The organism is Dactylosporangium roseum (genome assembly GCF_025264685.1).
Classification (GTDB): Bacteria; Actinomycetota; Actinomycetes; order Mycobacteriales; family Micromonosporaceae; genus Dactylosporangium; species Dactylosporangium roseum.
In genome coordinates this window covers 8,165,225-8,188,845 of the sequence record NZ_CP073721.1, presented here as the reverse complement: position 1 = coordinate 8,188,845, position 23,621 = coordinate 8,165,225, and the positions used below count along the sequence as shown (strand labels likewise).

General features: G+C 69.5%; 18 protein-coding genes. 10 read left to right on the top strand and 8 right to left on the bottom strand.

From position 1 onward, the window contains the following. Positions 1-11: 11 nt before the first annotated feature. Positions 12-614 (bottom strand): PadR family transcriptional regulator, encoded by a 603-nt coding sequence (locus tag Drose_RS38540; RefSeq protein ID WP_260726110.1) that lies wholly within the window; start codon positions 612-614, stop codon positions 12-14. Positions 615-799: 185 nt separating this feature from the next. Between Drose_RS38540 and Drose_RS38535 the strand changes: the two genes are divergently transcribed. The 4 genes from Drose_RS38535 (at position 800) to Drose_RS38520 (ending at position 6,844) form a co-directional block, all read left to right on the top strand. After that, positions 800-1,228 carry a DUF5318 domain-containing protein gene (locus Drose_RS38535; RefSeq protein ID WP_260726109.1) on the top strand — a complete coding sequence of 143 codons (429 nt, stop codon included), beginning with the start codon at positions 800-802 and terminating at the stop codon, positions 1,226-1,228. A 336-nt stretch (positions 1,229-1,564) separates the two neighbouring features. Continuing rightward, positions 1,565-4,105, top strand: coding sequence for a transglycosylase domain-containing protein (locus Drose_RS38530; protein ID WP_260726108.1), 2,541 nt, complete (start codon positions 1,565-1,567; stop codon positions 4,103-4,105). 113 nt (positions 4,106-4,218) lie between these two features. Then, positions 4,219-5,376: a glycosyltransferase 87 family protein gene (locus tag Drose_RS38525; RefSeq protein WP_260726107.1), complete on the top strand. Its 1,158-nt coding sequence runs from the start codon at positions 4,219-4,221 to the stop codon at positions 5,374-5,376. Between the two features lie 4 nt (positions 5,377-5,380). After that, positions 5,381-6,844: a glycosyltransferase family 87 protein gene (locus Drose_RS38520; protein ID WP_260726106.1), complete on the top strand. Its 1,464-nt coding sequence runs from the start codon at positions 5,381-5,383 to the stop codon at positions 6,842-6,844. A gap of 124 nt (positions 6,845-6,968) precedes the next feature. On the opposite strand, the gene Drose_RS38515 is transcribed toward Drose_RS38520, so the two are convergent. After that, positions 6,969-8,915 carry a hypothetical protein gene (locus Drose_RS38515; RefSeq protein WP_260726105.1) on the bottom strand — a complete coding sequence of 649 codons (1,947 nt, stop codon included), beginning with the start codon at positions 8,913-8,915 and terminating at the stop codon, positions 6,969-6,971. A 23-nt stretch (positions 8,916-8,938) separates the two neighbouring features. After that, positions 8,939-9,712 (bottom strand): deoxyribonuclease IV, encoded by a 774-nt coding sequence (locus tag Drose_RS38510; RefSeq protein ID WP_260726104.1) that lies wholly within the window; start codon positions 9,710-9,712, stop codon positions 8,939-8,941. Positions 9,713-9,910: 198 nt separating this feature from the next. On the opposite strand from Drose_RS38510, the gene Drose_RS38505 reads away from it, so the two are divergent. The 5 genes from Drose_RS38505 to rplI all read left to right on the top strand — a co-directional run bounded on the left by Drose_RS38505 (position 9,911) and on the right by rplI (position 12,641). Then, the gene (locus Drose_RS38505; protein ID WP_260726103.1) at positions 9,911-10,768 is read left to right on the top strand and encodes a hypothetical protein; all 858 of its coding nucleotides are present in this window, start codon (positions 9,911-9,913) and stop codon (positions 10,766-10,768) included. A 222-nt stretch (positions 10,769-10,990) separates the two neighbouring features. Further along, positions 10,991-11,281 carry a 30S ribosomal protein S6 gene (gene rpsF / locus Drose_RS38500; RefSeq protein WP_259860495.1) on the top strand — a complete coding sequence of 97 codons (291 nt, stop codon included), beginning with the start codon at positions 10,991-10,993 and terminating at the stop codon, positions 11,279-11,281. A gap of 103 nt (positions 11,282-11,384) precedes the next feature. Then, the gene (locus Drose_RS38495; protein ID WP_260726102.1) at positions 11,385-11,921 is read left to right on the top strand and encodes a single-stranded DNA-binding protein; all 537 of its coding nucleotides are present in this window, start codon (positions 11,385-11,387) and stop codon (positions 11,919-11,921) included. A gap of 18 nt (positions 11,922-11,939) precedes the next feature. Continuing rightward, entirely contained in the window at positions 11,940-12,179 is a 240-nt protein-coding gene (gene rpsR / locus Drose_RS38490; protein ID WP_033359945.1) for a 30S ribosomal protein S18, read from the top strand. 12 nt (positions 12,180-12,191) lie between these two features. Beyond that, positions 12,192-12,641, top strand: coding sequence for a 50S ribosomal protein L9 (rplI, locus tag Drose_RS38485; protein ID WP_260726101.1), 450 nt, complete (start codon positions 12,192-12,194; stop codon positions 12,639-12,641). Between the two features lie 55 nt (positions 12,642-12,696). Here the strand turns inward: rplI and Drose_RS38480 are convergent, their stop codons facing one another. Together Drose_RS38480 and Drose_RS38475 are read right to left on the bottom strand one after the other, a co-directional pair. Beyond that, on the bottom strand, positions 12,697-14,220 hold the full coding sequence (locus tag Drose_RS38480; RefSeq protein WP_260726100.1) for a vWA domain-containing protein: 1,524 nt from the start codon (positions 14,218-14,220) through the stop codon (positions 12,697-12,699). 176 nt (positions 14,221-14,396) lie between these two features. After that, complete coding sequence (locus tag Drose_RS38475) at positions 14,397-15,074, bottom strand: DUF1616 domain-containing protein (RefSeq protein ID WP_260726099.1); 678 nt, start codon at positions 15,072-15,074, stop codon at positions 14,397-14,399. 492 nt (positions 15,075-15,566) lie between these two features. Here Drose_RS38475 and Drose_RS38470 point away from each other — a divergent pair, with 492 nt between their 5' ends. Then, positions 15,567-18,983 carry a replicative DNA helicase gene (locus Drose_RS38470; protein WP_313900061.1) on the top strand — a complete coding sequence of 1,139 codons (3,417 nt, stop codon included), beginning with the start codon at positions 15,567-15,569 and terminating at the stop codon, positions 18,981-18,983. A gap of 38 nt (positions 18,984-19,021) precedes the next feature. Here the strand turns inward: Drose_RS38470 and Drose_RS38465 are convergent, their stop codons facing one another. From Drose_RS38465 to Drose_RS38455, 3 genes are read right to left on the bottom strand one after another with little or no spacing between them, the layout of a single operon-like run. Next, positions 19,022-19,648, bottom strand: a complete 627-nt coding sequence (locus Drose_RS38465) for a phosphoribosyltransferase (RefSeq protein WP_260726097.1) — start codon at positions 19,646-19,648, stop codon at positions 19,022-19,024. Positions 19,649-19,657: 9 nt separating this feature from the next. Then, positions 19,658-20,896 carry a glycosyltransferase 87 family protein gene (locus Drose_RS38460; protein ID WP_260726096.1) on the bottom strand — a complete coding sequence of 413 codons (1,239 nt, stop codon included), beginning with the start codon at positions 20,894-20,896 and terminating at the stop codon, positions 19,658-19,660. Next, a complete protein-coding gene (locus tag Drose_RS38455; protein WP_260726095.1) occupies positions 20,884-23,406 on the bottom strand; it encodes a putative bifunctional diguanylate cyclase/phosphodiesterase in 2,523 nt (840 codons plus the stop codon). Before Drose_RS38455 ends, Drose_RS38460 begins: the two co-directional genes overlap by 13 nt. Between the last annotated feature and the right edge of the window lie 215 nt (positions 23,407-23,621).

Sequence of the window (23,621 nt, the reverse complement as noted above, 5' to 3'; positions counted from 1 at the left end):
CTTCTTGTTGTTCACGATGACCGCTCCGGACCTTCTGCCGAAGGCGGTTGAGGAGATTTGCCACTGCGTTCGTTCGCGATGAGCTCTTCGAGCCAGCGAACCTCACGTTCACACGCATCGAGCCCGTGACGCTGCAGCTCGAGGGTGTAGGCGTCGAGCCGTTCGGCGGCCCGATTGAGCACGTCGCGCAGACCCTCCCGGCGTTCCTCGACGCGACGGCGACGGCCCTCGAGGATCCGCAGCCTGGTCGCGGGGTCGGTGCGGGCGAAGAACGCGAAATGCACCCCGAAACCGGCCTCACTTTCGTAGGTCTCGGGACCGGCGGCGCCGAGCAGCTCCTGGAAGCGCTCCTTGCCGTCCGCGGTGATCGTGTAGACCACGCGGCCCCGCTTGCCGGTGAGCAGGGGCACGTCTTCGGTGGACGTCGGCATGCCCGTCGCCGGGGCACCTTCGGTGATCCAGCCGCTCGCCTGTAGCCGGCGCAGCGTCGGGTAGAGGGAGCCGTAGCTGATCGCGAAACGGAACGCGCCCAGCTTGGTGGTGAGCTGCTTGCGGAGCTCGTACCCATGCATGGGGGACTCGTGGAGAAGACCGAGGATCGCCAACTCGAGCATTCCTGGCCTCCTCCCGGTAAGCCGGCCCGATGTATCGGTCCGATACATCGAACGGTAGGCCGCTGACCGAACGGATGCAACGTGAGTATCCGAGTGGCCTAGCTCACACCGCTGGTCGTCTATCGGACGGTTACCTATCGTGACCGAGGTCGCCGTGCGAGGCCTGACCGCGTACCCTCGGCCCCATGCGAACGCAGCGTCAGGTCGTCGACTTCTCCTTGCGGAGACGCGCCCTGCTGCGTGAGGTGCACTCAGGCCGCGTCGGCACCTATGAGGTGTGCGACGCATCGCCATACCTGAAGAGCGCAGCGAAATTCCACGGTGAGCCGACCGAGGAGCTGTGCCCGGTATGCCGCCGGGAAAACCTCACCCACGTGCATTACATCTACGGGGATGAGCTCCGGCAGTCGTCCGGTCAGGCCCGCCGCCTGGCCGAGCTGCCACTGCTGGCGATGACGCTGAGTGAGTTTCACGTCTACGTCGTCGAAGTGTGCCGGGACTGCGGCTGGAACCACCTCGTGGAGCAATACCTGTTGGGCCGCGACGGCCTGGCGGATCCGGACGACGGGGCCGACGGCCGGTCGAGCCGGGTCCGAGGAGGGGCGGCCGAGTGAACCTGATCGTCGTGGCAGAGCGTTGTCACTTCGACAGGGTCTTTCCCTTCGACGTCCTGACCATCCCGCCGGCGCGCGGCAAGGAGGCCACCCCGCGCCGGCCGACCGACAAGTGGCTCAGCTCACAGACATGGTGGCGACGGAGCATGCGACAACGACGCAACCGGCAAGGTGGGACGAATGAACTACGGTGACCCGGACAACCCCCCTTCGGGCCGCGCGCAGGTCCCCGGTTCCGCGCCGGGACCAGATGATTCCATCAAGCGTGCCGAGCCACCGCCGATAGGCTCGGCCGGCCGGGCCACCGTCGGGCGCGCGCAGGTGGGCCGCGCAAGCGTGTCCCCGCCCAGCAGTGAGCCGGCCACCGCTCGCGCCTCCGCTTCAGTGCCGGTCGCCGGCGCCGCGGGTTCCTCCGGCCGCGCCGCGGTCGCGCGTGCCTCGGTGCGGGTCGGCGCACCTGCCGAAGGGATCGCCGACCCGCCCGGCGACATCATCTCCAACGGACCCGGCGGCAAGGGCAAGAGTGCCGCGAGCACCAGTGCCAAGGCCAAGAAGCGGCGCCGGCGTAACATCCTCATCGCCTCGATCGCCGCGTTCATTATGCTCGCCGGCATCGGCCTGGTGAGCGGCACCTACTACTTCGACCAGGTCGCGCTGCCCGAAGACCTCACGATGAAGCAGTCGACCACGATCTACTACGCCGACGGGGTCACCCCGATGGCCAAGATCGGCGACGAGAACCGCACGGTCATCCCGATCACCGAGATCCCCAAGCACGTGGAGCAGGCGGTCGTCGCGGCCGAGGACAACACCTTCTACACCAACGACGGCGTCGACTACAAAGGCGTCATCCGCGCCGCCTGGAACAACGTCACCGGTGGCGACCGGCAGGGTGCGTCGACGATCAGCCAGCAGTATGCGCGGCGGTGGGCCGAGCTCGAAGGCGTCACCTACGCCCGGAAGCTGCGCGAGGCCGTCATCGCGCTCAAGCTCAACAAGCAGTACGACAAGTCCAAGATCATGGAGATGTACCTCAACGTCGTCTACTTCGGGCGAGGCGCCTACGGGATCCAGGCGGCCGCGCAGGCGTATTTCGGCAAGCCGGCCAAGGACCTCACGGTCGCGGAGGGCATGGTCCTCGCCGGCATCATCAAGAACCCCGAGGGCACCAAGGGCAGCCCCTTCGACCCCAACATCGACAAGCAGCAGGCCCTCGAGCGGTTCAACTACATCAAGGGGCAGATGGTCAAGCTCAATTTCGTGCCGGCCGCGGAAGCGGACTCGAAGATGGCCTATCCCGAAGGTAAGGTCCTGACCCCCGCCCAGGCCCGTGAGAACGCGAAGAAGACCCAGGGCAGCATGGACAAGCCCGAGGGACTCATCGTGCACCACGTGCTCGACGAGGTGGCCGCACTGACCAACCCGACGACCGGGCAGTTGCTCTACGAGGACACCGACCCCGACGGCAAGAAGAACTTCGACAAGATCCGCAATGGCGGCCTCAAGATCGTCACCACGGTCGACCCGACCGTCCAGCAGATCGCCGTGCGCGAGGCCAGCCGCAACAAAGAGTCGAACATGAACGGGCAGCCCGACAACCTGCAGGCCGCACTCGTCGCGGTCGAGCCGGGCACCGGCGCGGTCAAGGCCTACTACGGCGGGGACAAGGGCACCGGCGTCGACTACGCCGGCTGCTACAAAGACCCGGTGCTCGGCGACGGTGGGGACGGCTGCTTCGGTGCCCACCCGCCGGGCTCGACGTTCAAGGTGTACACACTGGCCACCGGCCTGATGGCCGGCTACTCGATCGAATCCAAGTGGAACGGCGACTCACCGCAGGAGTTCAAGGAGCGCGGTCGAGGCCCCAAGAACCCGGTCAAGAACGCCGGTGAGGGCAATGCCACCTCACCGAAGTGCAAGTCGGGCTCCGGGAAGTGGTGCACCTTGGAGGAGGTCACCGTCATGTCGCTCAACGTGCCGTTCTTCGCCCTCGCCATCGACGTCGGTGAAGCGAGGGTGATCGACACCGCACGTGCCGCCGGCATCACCGAGATGTGGGCGACCGTCAAGGACCCGCAGACCGGCAACCTCAAGTCGGAGAAGATCGACCTGGTGAAGAAAAAGGGTTCCGAGGTGTTCCCGACCTACTTCAACACCGAGGTCGCCTTCGGCCAGTACCCGGTCACCGTCGTGGAGCACGCCGGTGGTATCGCCACCTTCGCCGCACGGGGGCTCGCGGCGAAGACGCACTTCCTCAAGGAGGTGTGGACCAACGGCAAGAAGACCTACGGCGAGGTGATCAAGCCGACCCGGATCCCGGGCTTCACGGACCAGATGGCCGATGACCTCAACACGGTGCTCCAGGACGTGCCGAAGCACTACAACCTGAAGACCAAGGACGGCCGCCAGATCGCGGGCAAGACCGGAACGTGGCAGCTCGGCCAGACCAACAACAACGCGCACGCGTGGATGGTCGGCTACAGTGCCTCCGACCCGGGCAAGAAGTCGCCGGGTCTGGCGGCGGCGGTCTGGGTGGGCAACAAGGCCGAGGAACAGAAGATCGTCAAGAAGAACGGCGACCCGATCATCGGCGGTAACCTGCCCGGCCCGATCTGGCGCGACTTCCTCGACGGCGCACTCACCGCGATGAAGATGCCGAAGGTCAACTTCCCGTCGGCGAAGAACGTCGGTCACAAGGATGTCGGCACGGGTATCTCGCCGCAGCCGACCATCCCGCTGCCGGGAACGTCCGGCGAGCCGAACAACCGCGGCGACGGAAACGGGGGCATTCCCGGAAGCCCGGGTAATCCCAGCCCTGGCCAGGGCGGTAACGGCGGCGGGATCATCCCGACGACCAGCCCCACCCGAAGACGCTGATCGAGGGTCGAAGATGAGCGGCCACGGCGCCGGCGGTATGTTCGCCGGGACCGTGGCCGCCGTCGTTGGGGGTGGGCGTTTTGGAGGCGGGCAGGCTGAAGGCCGTCCGATGGGTGCTGCTCGCATCGCTTGTGGCACTCGTCGCCTACGGGCACTGGTGGTACGGCAATCGGCACCAGTTCTTCGACCTCGGTATCTACCGGCAGGCCGTCAACTGGTGGCTGGACGGTCACGATCTCTACGACTTCACCAAACCGGACGACACGCAGGGTGCCCTCGGCTTCACCTATCCACCGTTCGGTGCCCTTGTCCTAGTGCCGTTCGGCGTGCTGCCGTGGGGCGGCGCCGTCACCCTCTACGCCGTGCTCACCGTCGCCGCCGTTGTCCTCACGACCTACTGGCTGGTCGCGCCGGTCGCCCGGGACAAGATCTTCGCGATGGTGCTGGCGCTGACCGTGGTGAGCGCACTGGAGCCGATCCGTGAAACGTATACGTTCGGCCAGATCAACATGGTGCTCGTCGTGCTGATCCTCGCCGACCTGCTGATCCTGCTGCCTCGCGGCAGCCGGTGGGCGGGCGTGCTGATCGGCCTGGCCGCCGCCATCAAGCTGACTCCGGCGATCTTCATCGTGTACTTGCTGGTCAGCCGCCGGTATCGCGCCGGCCTGACCGCGATCGCCAGCGCGTCCAGCGCCACTCTGCTGACGGCGGCGATCGCGCCGCGCGCCTCCTGGGACTTCTGGACGTCGGTGCTGTGGAAGGGCGAAGGCATCGGCAACGCCGCCTACACCTTCAACCAGTCCCTCTTCGGCATGCTCGCCCGCATCGACTCGCCGCCGAACCGGATCGCCTGGGTGCTGCTGGTGCTCGCGACCGCCGGCTACGGTCTGTGGCGCGCCCGCAAGGCGGCCCTGGTGGGCGACGAGGTCGTCGGCCTGACCCTGGCCGGCATCGTCGGTTGCCTGGCCAGCCCGATCACCTGGGCCCACCACCTGTACTGGTTCGTCCCCGCCCTGGTCGTGCTGGTGACGACCACGCGGAAACACCTGGCGTTCGCCGTGGTCATCGCGGTCACCGTCGGGCTCGGAATGGTGTCGTGGTTCGAGCAGGGCCTGCCCGTCCACCCGTGGGGTGACGGCGTGCCGGGTTTCCTGATCAAGAACTGGTATCTGCTGCTGTTCGTGGCCCTGCTGTTCGTCCTGCCGATCCGGTCCACGGCCCGCGACCGGGCCGGGCATGCCTCCGCTTCAGAGCCGGCGACGGTACGGTGATCCGATGCCGCCGATTGTGCGCCCCGAGCGTCTGAGCGACGAGCCCGCCAACTCCGACCGCTTCGTCGGTGGCCTGTCCGAATCGATCGGCGGTCCCCTCGGCGACCACGCCGTGCGACAGCCGGTCCGCATGCCCGGTGGTGGCCGGTTCTGGACGCCGGCCCGCGTGGTGCTGCTGCTCATCTGTGCCATGCTGAGCTTCCACTGGATGCAGAAGTCCCCCTGCCGTGACGCCGCCTGGGCGGACATGAAGCAGTACAAGTACTTCTGCTACACCGACGTCCTCGCGCTGTACTACGCGGAGGGCCTCAATGAGGGCAAGGTCCCCTACGCCGACCACCCCGTCGAATACCCGGCCCTGACCGGCGCGCTCATGGGTGTCCTCGGCCTGCCGGTGCACAGCCTCGGCCAGCAGGGCGTGGTCAGCAACGAGGGCCAGACCTTCTACGACCTCAACGCGATCGTGCTCGGCGCCTTCGGCGTCGCGGCCGTCGGCGCGATCCTCGCCGTGCGGCGCCGCCGGCCCTGGGACGCCGCCATGTTCGCGCTGGCGCCGGCGCTCTTCGTGTCGGCGACCGTCAACTGGGACCTCTTCACCGTCGGGCTCGCGGCCATCGCGATGACCTACTGGGCCAAGCGAAAACCCGTGCTCGCCGGCCTGTTCCTCGGACTGGCGACCGCGGCGAAGTTCTATCCGATGCTCATCCTGGGCGCGTTTCTGGTGCTCAGCCTGCGCACGGGCAAGTGGCGCGACTTCTTCGTCACCGTGGGCACCGGCCTCCTCGCCTGGCTTGCGATCAACGTGCCGATCGCCGTGCTCTACCGCGACTCCTGGCTGCGGTTCTTCGAGTTCAACTCGGAGCGCGGCATCGACTGGGGCACGCTGTGGTACATCGGGGCGCACTTCCCGCGCGGCTCAGGCCAGTACGGCTTCCCCTTCTTCCAACAGCTCGACCAGGATCCCGAGCACTCCACGCTCAACATCCTCTATCTCGGGCTCTTCGTGATCTCCTGCGTCGGCATCCTGATCCTGGGCCTGACGGCGCGTCACGAGCCGCGCCTCGCCCAGTTGGCGTTCCTGATCGTGGCGGCCTTCCTCATCACCGGGAAGGTGTGGTCGCAGCAGTACGTGCTGTGGCTCCTCCCGCTGGCGATCCTCGCCCGGCCGCGTTGGGGGGCGTTTCTCGCCTGGCAGGCCGCGGAGGTCCTCTACTTCGTGTCCTTCTACGGCGAACTCATGGGAGCGTCCGGCCGGCAGGTGTTCCCCGAGGGGGTCTTCGTGCTCGCCTCGATCCTGCGGCTGGTCACGCTGTGCGTGCTGGTCGGCTTCGTGATCCGCGACATCCGCAACCCGGAGCGGGACGTGGTCCGGACGACCTACGAGGGCAAAGACCCGGACGGCGGCGTCTACAACGACCGAGCACCCGCCGAGGAGGACAGACCCGGCGCGCTCGTCAGGGTCGGCTGAGCTCCCGGAGACCGGCCGTGGTCGGCGAACGTTGACCTTGGCGGAAGTCCGTGGCCAGCGGCACGGACTTCCGCCAAGGTCAAGTTGTCTGGTCCACGGCCGCGATCCTCCAGCGGCCGGGTCATCAGTCGGTGAGCTTGTACAGAACCACGTCGCCCTGCTCGGTGCGGTCCAGCCCCAGACCGTCGATCGGGGCGTCGATGGCGCGCTCGTAGGGGCTGCCCACCGCGCGGCTGCGGATCACCACCACGGTGCGGACCTTCAGGTCGCGCAGCGCCGTGACGCTGGCCTCGTCGGGGAACTGCTGCATGGCCAGCCGCAGCTCCTCCTGGTTGCGCGGGGTGAAGCCGCTACCCCCGTTGATCATCTTCGGGAAGCCGTCGGTGCTCCACAGCATGATGTTCATGTCGGTGAGCTCGTCGGTCGGCAGGACCATGAGTGGGCCCTGCAGCGTGCTCATGGCGATCGGCGCCTTCGGCACCGCCGGATTGGTCGGGTAGGGGATGTGCAGGCCCTCGATCAGCACCAGGACCAGCGGGATCAGCGTGGCGAATCGGGGCCAGAAGCCGGCCCGCGTGCCGATGTCGGTCTGGGTGCGATCGGCGAACAGCTCGACGGCCTGGCGGGCGAACGCGCTGACGGCCCCCGCCGCGAGTAGCGCCAGGAACAGCGTCGTCCAGACCATGAGGCGGCCGGAGGTACGGATGCCGTCAAAGCCCGGCAGTGCGCGGTAGAGCGCCAGGTAGCCGAACTCGCCGTCGCCGGGACCATGGGTGCCCATCGCCAGCATGATCGACACGACGACGCCGATGCCGAGGTAGACCCGGTGCCGGATCCGCCATGTCGAGACGAACAGGCCGGCGAACGCGAGGCCGTAGAGGAAGAAGCCGGGCAGCAGCGCCATCTCGGGTGCCCAGGTGAGCGACTGGCGGGCGCTCGCATACGCGTCGCCCCACAGCCACGACTCCGGCGGTGAGATGAAGAAGCCCTGGATCGGCGGCGAGAACAGCGACAGGATCTCCTCGCTGCGCCGCGCATAGGGGTGTTGCTCGAGGACCTGGAGATAGGGATAGGCCATCAGCGCGCCGACGGCGGCGAACGCGAGCCCGCCGCCGAGGTTGGCCAGCAAGAGCTTCCAGCCGAACGGCCTGGTGACCGCCCACACCCGGACGTGCCGGTAGCCCCACAGCACCGCCGTGATGAGCACGATGCCGAGCAGCACGTATGCGAACGGGATGCCGATGCCGAAGCCGAGGCTGATCTGCCAGGCGGCCACCAGCCAGCCGGCGACGACCCAGCCCCAGCGCCGCTTGTCGGGCTCATAGCCCTTGGTGAGCGAGAATCCGTGCCCACGGGCCAGCATGGCCAGGGCCAGTGCGATGCCGCCGATCGAGAGCACATGCAGGTGGCCGGCCTGGCCGAGCCGCCAGGGCGCGTAGGCGAAGGCCGCGCCCGCCACCGCCGCGCCGATGCGCCCGGCGCCGAGCTGGCGGGCCAGCGCGTAGGCGCCGAAGAATGCGAGTGCGAAGATCAGGACGAAGATGATGTTGTACCGGACCACGGCGGCCACCGGGCCGCTGCCGATCATGCCGGCCGGCGCGTAGCCGAGCAGGGTGTCGGAGAACGCGTAGCTGTACTTGTTCGGGTAGAACGCGTTGGCGTTCCACAACTGGGCCGGGTCGGTGGTGAGAACATGCCCCGCCCAGGACATCTGCCAGGCCTGCAGCGTCGGATCCCAGATGTCCTGCGGGATGGTCGAGGCCGGGTGCTTCAGCGTCGGCCAGGTCATGAGCGCGGCCAACAGGACCGAGCCGATCGCGGCCAGGGTCCACTCGTGCCCGAGGAACCGGCCGGCACCGGTGGCGGCCCGCGTGGAGATACGCCGGACGCGGCCGGGGACCGTCTCGGGCACCGGGGCGAACGCCTCGAACGGGTCGCTGTCCGGCTTCTGCTCCCCCGCCTCGCTCTTGCCGGTGGCGGTCGCCGGATCGGGCTTCTCCGGCTCGCCTGGCTTCCCGGGCTCCTCGTCCCCGGTGGTCGCCGACGCTTCCTCGTCCGATGGTTCCGACACCGTTGGCTCCGACGAAACGTTGGTCACGCCAACCGCTCCCGCAGATAGGTGATGTCGGCTCCCTGGCCCTCCGTGCCGCCCGGCGTCTCGACCAGGGCCGGCGCACCGGCGGCCCGGATGACCGCCACGATCAGCTCCGGGTCGATCTCGCCGGCGGTCAGGTTGTCGTGCCGGTCGCGGCCGGAGTCGAACCCGTCGCGGGAGTTGTTGGCGTGGATCAGGTCGATCCGGCCGGTGATCGCCTTGACCCGGTCGACGATGTCGAGGAGGGCTTCCCCACCGGCGTGGGCGTGGCAGGTGTCGAGGCAGAAACCCACCTCGTAGTCACCCACCGCGTCCCACAGGCGCGCGAGCGAGTCGAACCGGCGTGCGCACGCGTTGTCGCCGCCGGCGGTGTTCTCGATCAGCACCGGGGTGGCGAATCCGCCCTGCTCGGCCGCGTAGGCGAAGGTCTTGCGCCAGTTGTCGAAGCCGGCCGCGAGGCCGTCGGCCTTCTCGACGTGGCCGCCGTGCACGATCAGGCCCTTGGCACCCACCTTCGCCGCACCCTGCGCATGGCTGAACAGCAGCTTGCGGCTGGGAATGCGGATCCGGTTGTTGGAGGAGGCGACGTTGATCCGATATGGCGCGTGGATGTAGACGTCGACCTCCGACGACCGCAGCGCCTCCGCGTCGGCACGGTCCTTCGGATCGGTCCAGGCCTGCGGGTCGGTCAGGAAGAACTGGACGAGGTCCGCACCACGCGCGTCGGCCTCGGCCAGTGGCTCAGCGGGGTCGACGTGAGCACCGATTCGCATGCCGCAGAGCCTACGACGTGGGGCTGGCACTTCGCGCGACCCGGGCGGGAGGGTAACGACCGAAGCGTCCGGAATGCGGTGCTTCCGTCACCGTCCTGTCTGTCGCGTCGTTACGCACGTAGCCGCTCGTGATCCCCACGGTGATCGTGCGGCTCGATGGAATGACCCCCAGTCGATCCCCAACCTTGGATGGCTACCTTGTCTGGACACCGTTCGGCAGTCCGCTCGAGTCGCCGTGCGCCGAAGGCCGGGAAGCGCATCGTCGCGGCCGCCGCGGCGCTCGTCGCCGCAGCCCTCACCACCGGCGCGGGCCCGGCGAGCGCCGCACCAGCGACGCCGACCGTGGAGTTCAGCGGCGGCAGCGTGCTGAGCCTCCTGGTCTGCAAGTCCGAGCCGAGCGCCGGCACCGTCACCGTGGCGGCGGAGTCGCGGGTGAACTTCGTCAACCGTCTCGGCCAGAACGCGACCCTCAAGATCGACGGCAAGGCCGTCTCGGCGGTACAGCCGAACCAGGCGGTGCCCGTCGTGTTCCGGAACGGCCCGGCGGTCGAGGTCGCGATGACCTTCTCCTGCGGTGTCGGCATCGTCGAGCAGTTCAAGCCGGTCGCCGTGGGCGTGACCGGCGCGCCCGCGGCGGCCGCGCCATCGGCCAAGCCGGCCACGCCGACCGGTCCCGCGGGCGCCGCCGCCTCGGCGGCGGGCAACGCGATCAACGGTAAGACGAGCGCCGGGTCGTCCGGCCGGTCGAGCCGGACGCAGGGTGGCGCGACGCGCGGCTCCGGCGCGGCGGACGGCTCGGAGACCACCGGCACGGAGCCGGCCGACCCGTCGCTGCTCGGGCCGGACGCCACCGCCGCGCCGGCGATCGGTGCCGAGCCGAGTGCGCCGACCGAGGACAGGGTGATGGTGGAGCAGCCGGTGGCCGCGACCGGCCCGGTCCGCAACGCTCCGACCGGCCTGCTGGCTCTGGTCGCGACGGTCTGCGCGGTCGGCGTAGGAATCGCCGCAATTCGGGCGATTATTGCTCAGCGGTCAACCCGTGCGAGCTTCGCTTAAGGTACAATTCCTTCTAGCTCCGCGGGGCCCGTCATCCAACGCACCGGTGTGGTCGTTCCTCCCCAGGTCCCACCCAGAGAAGCGGATGACGCGCCCCGCGGTCTTTCCATGCGCACGCTGTGTGTACTCTGGTTCGGTCGACCGCCTGGGTGCGGTCGACGACGCATGACCTCCTGCCGCGGATGGACCGCGGCCGCTCAGCCCGTAGGAGGTGAGAACGTCTTGCGTCATTACGAGATCATGGTGATCCTCGACGGCAGTCTCGAGGAGCGCACCGTCGCCCCGTCGCTCGACACGTATCTCAACGTGATCCGGACGTCGGGTGGCTCGGTGGAGAAGCTCGACGTGTGGGGCCGCCGGCGCCTCGCGTACGAGATCAACAAGAAGACCGAGGGCATCTACGCCGTCATCGACCTCCAGGCCTCGCCGGAGTCCGTGGCGGAGCTGGACCGTCAGCTACGACTCAACGAGTCCGTGCTGCGCACCAAGGTCATCCGGCCCGAAGTCCGCTAAAGCGGACCCGGGCGAGATCGATCTGCTTCGCCGTGTGTCCAGGGAAATTGTCAGACCCCTGTGACATCGTGGCCATACACCAGCGCGCGAGGAGTTGACTCATATGGCAGCGGGAGACACCACGATCACGGTCATCGGCAACCTGACCGACGACCCTGAGTTGCGTTTCACTCCATCAGGAGCCGCGGTCGCCAAGTTCCGGGTGGCTTCCACCCCCCGGTTCATGGACCGCCAGAGCAACGAGTGGAAGGACGGCGAGCCGCTGTTCCTGTCCTGCACGGTGTGGCGTCAGGCGGCGGAGAACGTCGCCGAGTCGCTGCAGCGTGGTGCCCGGGTGATCGTGTCGGGAAGGCTCAAGTCCCGGACCTACGAGACTCGCGAGGGTGAGAAGCGCACCGTCATCGAGCTGGAGGTCGACGAGATCGGCCCCTCGCTGCGCTACGCGACCGCCAAGGTCCAGAAGATGTCGCGCAGCTCCGGCGGTGGCGGCGGCTTCGGCGGCGGTGGCGGTGGCGGTGGCGGCGGCGGCGGAAACGCCGGCGGCGGGTTCAACGACGACCCGTGGGCCAGCGCGACCCCGGCCGGTGGCGGCGGTGGCGGCAGGTCGAGCTCATCCTTCGACGACGAGCCCCCGTTCTAGGCATCAGGAGCAAGAGCAATGGCGAAGGCTGCGGCCCTGCGCAAACCGAAGAAGAAGGTGAACCCTCTCGACAAGGAGGGCATCGCCTACATCGACTACAAGGACACCGCGCTGCTGCGCAAGTTCATCTCCGACCGGGGCAAGATCCGCGCCCGGCGGGTGACCGGTGTGACCGCCCAGCAGCAGCGGCAGATCGCGCGTGCCGTCAAGAACGCGCGCGAGATGGCGCTGCTCCCCTACACCGCGACCGCGCGCTAGGGGAGGGCTGACATGAAGATCATTCTCAAGCAAGAGGTCTCCGGCCTCGGCACCCCCGGCGACGTCGTCGAGGTGAAGGACGGCTACGGGCGCAACTACCTGCTGCCGCAGGGGTTCGCGATCCCGTGGAGCAGGGGCGCGGAGAAGCAGATCGTGACGATCAAGCGGGCCCGCTCGGCCCGGGAGATCCGCGACCTCGGCCACGCCAACGAGGTCAAGGGTCAGCTCGAAGGCCTCTCGGTCAAGCTGGCCGTCCGGGCCGGCGAGGGTGGCCGGCTCTACGGCTCGGTCACGCCGGCCGAGATCGCCGAGGCCGTCCAGCGGGCCGGCGGTCCGGCCATCGACCGTCGCCGCCTCGAGCTGCCCGGCCACATCAAGGCGGTCGGTGACTACAAGGTGCAGATCAAGCTGCACCCCGACGTCGCCGCCGTCTTCACCGTCAAGGTGACCGCGGCCAAGTAGTCCGACAGCAAAGGGGGCCCATCCGACCCCGGGCCCCCTTTGCTGCGTTCCGGGGTCAGTCGTAGAGCTTCACGGCCGCGGAGATGGCCTCGGAGAGCTCGGCGAGCCGTGGGTCGTCGGTCGCCCGGCGCGCCGCGGACGTGATCTCCAGCAGGTCCCCGAGCCGCACCTCCCGGGCGAACCGGCTGCCGCGGAGGACCTCCGCGAAATACGCCGTCGCGTAGCAGACCCGCACGGGCACCGCCGCCTCGGCGAACTGTTCGTCCAGCGCCGCCACCGTCACCGGCTGCGTCTGCTCGCTCGCCTCCCGCGTCCGCGGGTCCTGCCAGCGCACCCGCACGTCCGCCAGGTGGCCCTCGGCGCCCGGGCGCAGGTGCAGCGCGTACAGCGCCGTCACCGCGTGGCCCGGCCCCACCTCACCGCCGTCGACCTTGTCGTTGCGGAACGCCGACGCCGACAGCGCGCGGTTGTCGTAGCCGATCAGGCGGTACGAGATCACGGTCTTCGGATCGAACTCCACCTGTGCCTTCGCGTCCAGCGCCCGGACCGCCAACGTCGCCGGTAACTGCTGGACGAACACCCGGGCCGCCTCCTCCCGCTCGCTCACGTAGACGACGTAACCGTCGCCCTTGTCGGCCAACTGCTCCATGAAGCGGTCGCCGTAGTCGCTGCCCACCCCCACGCCGAGCAGCGTGATCTGCTTCGCCGCCGCCTCCCGCACCTCGCGGACCAGTGCCGCCGCGTCGGTCGTACCGGCGTTGGGGAGGCCGTCGGACAGCAGGATGACCCGGTTCGTCGCGCCGTCGCGGAAGCTCTTGCGCGCCGTGTCGTAGCCCAGCCGCAGGCCGGCCTCCAGGTTCGTGCTGCCGGCCACCCGCAGCCGGCCGATCGCCGAGTGCAGCGCGTCGCGATCACGCAACCCCGTCATCGGGCGCAGCACCTCGGCCTCGTTCGAGTACGCGACGAGCGCGACCGAGTCGGACGAGCGCAGCTCGTCGGCGAGTGTGTGCAGGCCGTGCCGGACCAGGTCGAGCTTGCCCGGCTCGGCCATCGACCCGGACACGTCGACGACGATCGTCAACGCCGCGTCGCGCCGCTCGCCGGCGGGCTCGTCCCGGGTCTGCAGCCCGACCCGCAGCAGGCGCGCCGCGTCATCGGCATCGCGGTGTGTCCGCGGCAGGCGCGTGCCGTCCGCCGTGATCGCGAACCCGTTCCCGGTCGGCTGCCGGTAGCCCTGGTTGAACGCGTTGACGAACTCCTCCGGCCGGATCGTGCTCGGCGACGGCCGACGCCCGTCGAGCAACTGCCGCTTCGCGAAGCCGTACGACGCCGTGTCGACGTCGACCGCGAACGTCGAGATCGGCTGATCGGTCACCGAACGCTCGCCGGCGACGGCAGCGGCGGACTCCTCACCGGCCGTGTCGGCCTGCGGCGCCGGCGTGCCCGGCGGACCGTACCCGTGCTGCGGTGCCTTCGCCGAACTGCTCTCGGCGCTGTCGCTTCCCGCACTGCACGCCGAAAGACCCAGCGCCGCGACCGCCACGACGGCGAGGACACCCAAGCGTTTCCGACTGACCATCGAAGCCTCCCTGGAAGGTGTTTGGCCGGTCGGACGGCGACCGTTCCGGGACGGATCCGGGCGTGATCGGACGGTGACGAAGCCGTGAGCGACGGTGATCGTTCCGAGAGCATGTCGTGACCGGCCAATGGGAACCACGGCGGCCCACGCTGCGTCGCCGGACCGCTCGCCGCCGGTCAGAACCGGGGCGCCAGCACCGCGAACAGCATCGTGGCGACACCGGCACCCAGGACGGCACTCGCGAAACCGATCGCCGTCGCCCGCCACCCCGACGTCGCCCACCCCAGGAACATCGCCACCGAGATGCTCAACGCCAGCGAGACCGCGAGCCGCGGCCCGTTGTCGAGCAGACTCGTCAACGCCTCCGTCCGCGGCGCCGGACACGGCATACCGAAGGGATCGACGCACCCCTCCCGCGGATCACCGGACAACGTGCAGGCCCAGACGGTGTACGCGAGGATCGGCACCACGTACCACCCGGCGGTCGCGATGAACGAGCCGATGTAGTTGCCGCGCTCGTCCACCTCGTCGTCCTCGCCGTCGGCCTGCCGCGCCGGGGCCGGGCGGCGACGAGGACGGACCGCGTGGTGATCCTCACCCGGCGGTCTCGGCCGGTGCTGGCGGCGGCCGGTCGTCCACTCCCCGGTGCGGTGGTCGTGGTCCAGGACCCGCCCCTGGCCCGGCCGGGGGTCATCGGGATCGGCACGGGCGTGAAACGGCTCGATGCCGTAGGCGTCGCCCTCGGGCACACGCTGCTGCGGGATCCAGCGCTCATGGCGGGGATCCCATCGCCCGGTCTCCGGCGACCGCCGATGACCGCCGTCCCGTGATCTTTCCCAATCCGGGTATGCCACGGCCGGAGCGTCACCCGTTCGTGACCCGGACGCCATCGGCCGTACAGTCGGAAAAACTTCGGCGACTTTTTTCCGCACACAGGCTGTGGATCACGAAATCCCAGGTCAAAGCCGATTTGCGGGCCGGGCGAACCTCGTTGTCCACAGGTCTGTCCACAAGGTTTCCCACCCTCTGAGGCCCGCTCTCCACAGGTTGTCCAGAGGCTTGTCCACCGGCTAACTTTGCCGAACGCCAGTCGCTCCATACCGTTGCGCGGGGCGCTCCACGCGCCGCGCGGTTTTTGTCATACCCGTGAGGTCTACTGGCCTCGGGGGGATGACGAGGGGGGCGAAGTGTCGATCACCGACGACAGGCGGACGGATCCTTGGGACGAGGCGGCACCGGCAGAGCCGGGGCGCGACGGGGCTGACGGCCGCCCGAACGGCGGCGCCCAGGCCTTCGAGCGCACCCCGCCACAGGACGTCGCCGCCGAGCAGAGCGTGCTGGGCGGCATGCTGCTGTCCAAGGACGCCGTCGCCGACGTCGTCGAGATCCTCAAGACGCACGACTTCTACAAACCCAGCCACTCGATCATCTACGACGCGATCCTCGACCTCTACGGCCGCGGCGAGCCCGCGGACGCGGTCACCGTCGCCGCGGCCCTGAGCGACTCGGGCGCCATCAGCAAGGTCGGCGGCGCGGCCTACCTGCACACCCTCATGGCCGCCGTGCCGACGGCCGCCAACGCGTCGTACTACGCACGGATCGTCGCCGAGCGCGCCGTCCTGCGCCGGGTCATCGAGGCCGGCACGCGCATCGTCCAGCTCGGTTACGGCGCCGGCGGCCAGGGCGGCCGCGACGTCGACGACGTCGTCGACCTCGCCCAGCAGGCGATCTACGACGTCACCGAGAAGCGCGTCAGCGAAGACTTCGCCGTCCTCGCCGAGATGCTCCAGCCGACCCTCGACGAGATCGAGGCGGTCGGTGCCCAGGGCGGCATGATGACCGGCGTCCCGACCGGCTTCAGCGACCTCGACCGCCTGCTCAACGGTCTCCACGCCGGCCAGTTGATCATCGTCGCCGGACGCCCCGGCCTCGGGAAGGCGCTGGCGCTCGACACACCGCTGGCCACCCCCGGCGGCTGGACGACGATGGGCGAGGTCACGGTCGGCGACCAGGTCTTCGGCGCCGACGGCCGGCCCACCACGATCGTCAACGCCTTCGACGTGCTGCACGACCGTCCGTGCTACGAGGTGGAGTTCTCCGACGGCAGCGTGATCGTCGCCGACGCGGAGCATCTGTGGAAGACTCGCATCACCGCCGGCCGGTCCCAGCACCGGCGATTCGCTCACGTGCCGCCGGTCGCCGCCGGAGCGGTCGGTGCGGTCGGTGCGGTCGGTGCGGTGGCCACGCTGAGCCACCACCGGCACATGAACGCCGAGACGGCAACCGTGCACGAGCCGATCGTCACGACCGCCGAGATCGCCGCCTCGCTCCGGCACCCTGTCGACGGCCGGCTCAACCACGCGGTCGTCAACACCCGGCCGCTCCAGTTGCCCGACCGGTCCGACCTGCCGGTTCCGCCGCTCACACCCGGAGCCTGGCTCGGCGACGGGCACATCCCCGACGCATACCTCCGCGCCTCCGAGCGGCAGCGGCGCGCGCTGCTCGCCGGTCTGCTGGACACCGGCGGCACGGTGGCGCCGACCGGCAGCGTTCGGTACACCACGACCTCCGCGCGGCTGGCCGATGGTGTCTACGAACTGGCGGTGAGTCTGGGGTACCGCGCGACCGTGAGCCGCGAGACGGCGAACGGCACGATGGCGTGCACGATCGACTTCTCGACGACCGGCAGTCGCCACATCAAGGGTGTGCGCCGGGTGCCGAGCGTGCCGGTGCGCTGCATCCAGGTGGATAACGCCGACCACATGTATCTGGCCGGCCGAGCGATGATCCCCACCCACAACTCGACCGCGGCCATGGACTTCAGCCGGGCGGCGTCGGTCAAGCACAACATGGCGTCGGCGATCTTCAGCCTGGAGATGTCGAAGGTCGAGATCGTCATGCGACTGCTCTCGGCCGAGGCACGGGTTCCGCTGCACGTGCTGCGGTCGGGGCAGTTGTCCGACGACGACTGGACCAAGCTCGCGCGGCGGATGGGTGAGATCAGCGAGGCGCCGCTGTTCGTCGACGACACGCCCAACATGAACCTCATGGAGATCCGGGCCAAGGCGCGCCGGCTCAAGCAGCGGCACGACCTCAAGTTGATCGTGGTCGACTATCTGCAGCTCATGACGAGTCCGAAGCGCACCGAGAGCCGGCAGCAGGAGGTCGCCGACCTGTCCCGTGGCTTGAAGCTGCTGGCCAAGGAGGTCGAGTGCCCGGTGGTGGCGGTCAGCCAGCTCAACCGCGGTCCGGAGCAGCGCACGGACAAGCGGCCCCAGCTATCCGACCTCCGGGAGTCGGGTTGTCTCACGGCGGACACGCGGGTCATGCGGGCCGACACCAATGCCGAGGTTTCACTCGGTGAGCTGCTCAGCACCGGTGCTCGCGACGTTCCGGTGTGGGCGCTGAACGACAAACTGCAGTACACCGCACAGACCATGACCCATGTGTTCCCCAGTGGGCGCAAGGAGGTCTTCCGGATGCGCCTCGCGTCGGGCAAGGTCATCGACGCGACCGCAAACCATCCGTTCCTGACGTTTGCGGGCTGGACGCCGCTCGACGAACTCGGGGTGGGGCACCGTCTGGCCGTGCCACGGCACGTCCCGCCGCCGGTGCGGGTGCGGGCGTGGCCCGAGGAAGAGGTCGTGCTCCTCGCGCACCTTCTCGGTGACGGATCCTTCGTCGAGCATCAGCCGATTCGCTACGCCGGTGTCGAGGAGGCGAATCTTCGGGCCGTCGCCGATGCCGCAAGGCACTTCGGTGTCACGGCTGTTCGAGACGACTGCCCGGCCGGGGGAGTCACGACGCTTCGCCTGTCCGCCCCCGTCAAGCCGGCCCCGGGTCGACAGCATCCGATTGCCGAGTGGCTGGACAAGCTCGGCCTCTTCGGGCTGCGTCCACACGAGAGGTTTCTGCCGGAGCGCTTGTTCGCCCTGCCGAAGGAGCAGATCAAGGTCTTCCTCCGCCACCTGTGGGCCACGGACGGGTCGGTGACGACCCGCGCCGACGGTGGGAGCGGGGGACGTATCGACTTCGCCGCCACGAGTGAGGCGATGCTGCAGGGCATTTCCCGCCTGCTGTTGCGCTTCGGGATCACCGCCAGGGTTCGGACGGTCACGCCAGGTCCCTGCCGGACGCGGTACGCGTTGGACATCTCGGGCCGGGACGACCAGCTTCGGTTCGTTCGGGAGATCGGCGGCCACGGGGAACAGGCCCGTCAATGCGAACGTCTGCGTGCGGCGCTGGAAGTGGTCAAGAGCAACACCGACGTGGACCCGGTGCCCAAGGAGATCTGGAACTCCGTGCGCAAGGTGTTGCTCGAGGCCGACATGTCGCACCGCGAGTTCGCGCTGGCCATGGGAGCGCAGGTCGGTGGCAGCACGAGGTGGAAGCACGCGCCGAGCCGTTCCCGGCTCGCTCAGGTCGCTGCGGTTCTGAACAGCGCCGAATTGGATCTTCACGCGACCAACGACGTCTTCTGGGACGAGATCAAGTCGATCGAGAGTCTTGGTGAAATGGAGGTGTTCGACGCGACGGTCACCGGGGTGCACAACTTCGTGGCCAACGGCATCGCCACCCATAACTCGATCGAGCAGGATGCCGACGTCGTGATCTTGCTGCATCGGGACGACTACTACGACAAGGAGTCACCGCGGGCCGGTGAGGCGGACTTCATCGTCGCCAAGCACCGAAACGGCCCGACCGACACGGTGACGGTCGCGGCCCAGTTGCACCTGTCCCGGTTCGTCGACATGGCGATCTGAGCGGACCCTCCCAGCGCCTGCCGGGAGCTGGCGGTGGCCTACGCCGCGGACAGGAGACGGGAGACCTCGGCGTCGCCGATCTGGCGGAAGTCGTCGTAGTAGCGGCTGACCGAGCCGAAATCCACCGCCGTCAGTGGGCAGACCACCTCGTCGGCCAGGTGGCGGAGGCGGTCGACCGCGGCCGCGGCGCCTACCGGGGCGGCCAGCACGACGCTGGTGGCGCCAATGGCCCGGGCCACGGCCACCGCTGCCTGTGCGGTGGCGCCGGTCGCCAAGCCGTCGTCGACGACGATGGCGACCAGGCCGGTGAGGTCCAGCTCGCCGCGGCCCAGGCGGAAGAGGCGTTCGCGGCGGGTGAGCTCGTGGTTCTCGTGGCGGATCACGGGCGCCATCTCGTCGGGCTCCAGGCGGGTCGAGATCTCCTCGTTGAGGACCTGCACGCCACCCGGGCCGACGGCGCCGAACGCCACCTCCGGCGCCCACGGCACGCCCAGCTTGCGCACGACGAGGACGTCCAACGGGAGGCGCAGGCGGTGCGCCACCTCGGCCGCGACCGGCACGCCGCCGCGCACCAGTCCCAGCACGATGGCATCGGTGCGGCCGGTGTAGTGGGTGAGCCGGTCGGCGAGTGCCGCGCCGGCCTCGAGCCGGTTGCGGTAGCTCATACCTCCTGTCTACGCCGTGGGGGCGGTCGGCGTCATGCTGTCGCCGGTCCGGTCCTCCGCATCGGCGACGGGGTCCGCTGCGCGGGCGCGCAGTGACCCCCACAGGGCGAGGAACGCGGCGGGGTAGAGCAGGTATCCGAATCGTGTGGTCGGCGTGAGCATGATGGCGCAGGTCAGCCCCACGGCGACGACCAGCGCGGCGGCACCGGCACCGGTGGGCGGGCGGCGCAGGAGCCACCAGCCGAGCGCCAGGGCCGCCAGGAGGAGCAGGCCCAGCGAGATGTACCTCCCGGCGGGCAGCGCTTCGGCGATGAAGTGCCCGGGCAGCGGCGACTGCGCGGGGCTGGCCACGAGGCCGTGTCCGGAGGGGAACCGCAGGACGTTTTCGACATAGGCGTCGAAGCCGGCCAGCAGCGGCGGCAGCAGGGCCAGGAGGGGCAGGCCGAATGCGCCCGCAGCGAATCGCCACGCGGCCGGGAGGCGTCCGGTCCGCCAGGCGAGCACCAGCAGTACCACGGCTACGGGCAGGGCGAAGAGCTTCAGGGTGCCGGCCAGGCCGGCCGCCACCCCGGCGGCCAGGAGTCGGCCGCGGGCCGCGAACGCGATCGCCAGCAGGGCGAGTGCCAGGACGGGCAGGTCGTCGCCGCCGGTCGCGAGCGTCAGCGTGCACAGGGGGAGGGCGAGCACGGCCTGCGCGACCGGGACGGTGGAGTGTGGGCGGAGGAGGCTCAGCGCGTACCAGATCAATCCCGTGGTGACGAGGGCGAACCAGATCCTGGCGTCGGTCCACCAGGCGGATCCGAAGGCGGCGCGCGGCAGGCCGAAGACGGCCATGCCGGGCTGGTACGGGGTGTAGCCGAGCAGTTGCTCGCCGGCGGGCAGGACGGCGATCGACGGGCGGTCGAGGTAGGGGGTGCCGGTGGCGAGCAGCCGTTCTCCGGCCTGCTCGACGACGAGGACCTCTTCCTGAGCGCGGTCGGTGCGCCCGCCGGCGCGCTGGACGGCCTGCGTGACGAGGGGCACGAGCGCCACGGCGACGTAGACGGCGCCGGCGAGCCAGGTGCGCCGGATCAGGCCGGTGAGCGCGAGCAGTGCGGCGGCGGCGTAGCCGATCCAGGCGATGGCGCCCCACGCGCGGTGCGGCATCAGTGTCGACGTCAGCGCGGTGACGCCGGCGAACGCGGCACAGAGCGCGTAGAAGCCGACGTCGAGGAGGCGGGTGCGGTGGCCGACGGTTATGTCGACCATTCTTGCCCGGCCTCGCTGGGGCCCATGCGGCGGGATCGGCGGGTCCGGGACATTCGGATGACGGCGCCGGTGTCGTGCAGCGGTGCGGCGAGGACGCCGTCGCCGCGCTGGAGCGCGGCGAGCAGCCGGTCGGCCGGCATGGCGCGGGCGAAGAGGTGGCCCTGCCCGGCCGGGCAGCCGAGCTCCCACAGTTGCTGGCGTTGCTCTTCGCGTTCGACACCTTCGGCGACGACCACCAGGTCGAGGCTGCGGCCGAGGTCGATGGTCGAGCGGACCACGGCGCCGGGGGCGGACGCGTTCATGGCGGCGACGAAGCTCCGGTCGATCTTCAGCTCGTCGACCGGGACCCGGGCGAGGGTGGCCAGTGAGGAGAACCCGGTGCCGAAGTCGTCGAGGGCGAGCCGGATGCCCTGGTCGCGCAGCGCGGCGAGGACGTCGTCGACGACCTCGAGCTTGCTGAGCGTGATCGACTCGGTGAGTTCGATGACCAGTGACGAGGCGGGGACGCCGCGTGCGCCGAGGCGGCGGGCCACCGCGTCGGGGAAGGACGGGTCGAGCAGGCTGCGGGGCGAGACGTTGACGGCGACCGGGATGGGGTGGCCGTGGTCGGCCCAGAGGGAGACGGCCAGCAAGGCCTGGTCGAGGACGGCGTCGGCGAAGGCGGAGAGCTGGCCGGAGCGTTCGATGGCGCCGAGGAAGCGGTCGGGGGCGAGGTCACCGCGGTCGGGATGGTGCCAGCGGGTCAGTGCCTCGGCGGCGATGACCTGACCGCTGGCGAGGTCGACGATCGGCTGGAAGTTGACGGTGAACTGCCGCTCGGCGACGGCGCGGGCGAGGTCGCCGCCGAGGGTGAGGGAGCCGACGTCGGCGGTGTCGCGGGCGTGTGCGTAGACGACGACCCGCTGGCCTTCCTGTTTTGCCTGGTACATCGCCACGTCGGCACGGCGCAAAAGCTCGCCGATGCTGCCGCCGCTGGCGGTGGTGACGCCGCAGCTAGCCTCGACACCGATCCGCATGTCGTCGAGCTCGATCGGCGGGACGAGCGCGTCGAGGATCGCGTGGGCGCGGACCTCGGCGAGAGCGGGGGCGCTGAGGCCGACGAGGATGACGGCGAACTCGTCGCCGCCGAACCGGGCCACGAGGTCGCCGGGGCGGGCGGCGGCGGAAAGCCGCTCGGCGACGGCGGTGAGCACGCGGTCCCCGGCGGAGTGGCCGAGGGTGTCGTTGACCTCTTTGAAGTGGTTGAGGTCGATGAGCATGACGCCGACGATGCCGGGGGCGGGCACGGCGGAGAGGATCTCGTCGCCGTACTGCTGGAGACGCCGCCGGTTGGCGAGGTGGGTCAGCGGGTCCTGGGCGGCGGCGCGGGCGTGGCTCTCGGCGAGACGTCGGGTCTCGGCGTGGGTGGCGGCGTTGCGGATGGCGGTGCACAGGGCGGCGGCGAAGGTCCGCAGTGTGTAGTTCTCCCGCTCGGACAGCTTGATCGGGCCGCGGAAGCGCAGGCGCAGTTCGCCGAGATCGGCGTCGCCGCGATAGCTCTCCAGCGCGATCGAGATCATGAACCCGTCTGCGGTGGGTGCGTCGAGCGGGGCGCCGTCGAAGAGGATCTCGCGGCCGTTGCTGCGCACCAGGCGCGCCTCACCGCTGGGCGGCCGGATCTCCACCTCGGCCTCGTCCGTGGAGAACAGGTCGGCGGCGCGGCGGACGGCGGCGTAGAGGACCGCGGTCTGGTCGACGGAGTTGAACTCGTCGGTCGCCTCGGCGAGTCGCTGCCAGGCCTCGTCGCCCTGCCGGGCGCGGACCCGGTTGGCCGAGGTCAGGTGGATGGCGTAGACGAGCGGCGGGAAGACGAGGAGCAGCCATTCGCTGATCTGGTACGCGGCGACGGTCGCGATCGCCACGCCGAGTTGGCCGAGCCGGCTGATCGTCAGCGCGTTCCAGTGGGCCAGCAGCCGCTGCCGGTACGACGTGTGGGTGATGATGGCGACGAGCGCTCGGGCGATCAGCTCGTCGACCAGTGCGAACGCGACCGATCCGGCGGCCATGCCGGGGATGAGGCTGCCGATCGTGACGTCGTCGTGCAGCAGGATGGGCCGGACACCGCAGGCGGTCGCGGTGAACGTCGTCGCCGCCGCGGAGAGCGTCGCCTTGGCGACGTTGAAGCTGATCTTCAGGGGATCGGTGCGCCGCTGCATGAGCTGATGGATGAACCAGCCGCACAGGGCGGACAGGACGACCATCGGCGGCGGCAGGAATGCCGATGCCACGGCGCTGACTGCCGCGGTGGGCGCGCCGGAGGTCACGATGGATCGGACGCGAATCTCGATGAGGACGAATCCGCTGGCCACCATGGCCGCGATGGGTGCGATCATGTAGAAGGCGACGTTGCCGTAGTCGGCGACGTGCCACAGCGACCAGAGACCGACGACCGCCCCGCCGACGACGACGGGACCAACGAGGCGCCACAGGCGCCGGTTGGTCGCGTCGTCGGTTCGCGGTTGGTTCTGCATCGCGTCTGCGCTCATCGTGTCCGATGGCGCCACCCGGTTGTCAACCCGCCGTGCGGGCTGCGGGCTCAGGCCCAGTCCCAGTTCTTCATCTCTGCCCCCAAAGGTCGCTTCGCGGAATCGACCCCCGTGCGCAACAAGACATTGAAATTCATCAACGTTTGGTGCGTTGAACGAAGCCTAGGGTGCAGAACGCAACTTGCTCAAGCCTATTTGTC

Bases quoted from the DNA above. Each gene is read 5' to 3' on its own strand.
- Drose_RS38540 (WP_260726110.1), bottom strand. From the start codon at position 614: ATGCTCGAGTTGGCGATCCTCGGTCTTCTCCACGAGTCCCCCATGCAT.
- Drose_RS38535 (WP_260726109.1), top strand. From the start codon at position 800: ATGCGAACGCAGCGTCAGGTCGTCGACTTCTCCTTGCGGAGACGCGCC.
- Drose_RS38520 (WP_260726106.1), top strand. From the start codon at position 5,381: ATGCCGCCGATTGTGCGCCCCGAGCGTCTGAGCGACGAGCCCGCCAAC.
- Drose_RS38510 (WP_260726104.1), bottom strand. From the start codon at position 9,712: ATGCGAATCGGTGCTCACGTCGACCCCGCTGAGCCACTGGCCGAGGCC.
- Drose_RS38495 (WP_260726102.1), top strand. From the start codon at position 11,385: ATGGCAGCGGGAGACACCACGATCACGGTCATCGGCAACCTGACCGAC.
- rpsR (WP_033359945.1), top strand. From the start codon at position 11,940: ATGGCGAAGGCTGCGGCCCTGCGCAAACCGAAGAAGAAGGTGAACCCT.
- rplI (WP_260726101.1), top strand. From the start codon at position 12,192: ATGAAGATCATTCTCAAGCAAGAGGTCTCCGGCCTCGGCACCCCCGGC.
- Drose_RS38480 (WP_260726100.1), bottom strand. From the start codon at position 14,220: ATGGTCAGTCGGAAACGCTTGGGTGTCCTCGCCGTCGTGGCGGTCGCG.
- Drose_RS38470 (WP_313900061.1), top strand. From the start codon at position 15,567: ATGCTGCTGTCCAAGGACGCCGTCGCCGACGTCGTCGAGATCCTCAAG.
- Drose_RS38465 (WP_260726097.1), bottom strand. From the start codon at position 19,648: ATGAGCTACCGCAACCGGCTCGAGGCCGGCGCGGCACTCGCCGACCGG.
- Drose_RS38460 (WP_260726096.1), bottom strand. From the start codon at position 20,896: ATGGTCGACATAACCGTCGGCCACCGCACCCGCCTCCTCGACGTCGGC.
- Drose_RS38455 (WP_260726095.1), bottom strand. From the start codon at position 23,406: ATGCAGAACCAACCGCGAACCGACGACGCGACCAACCGGCGCCTGTGG.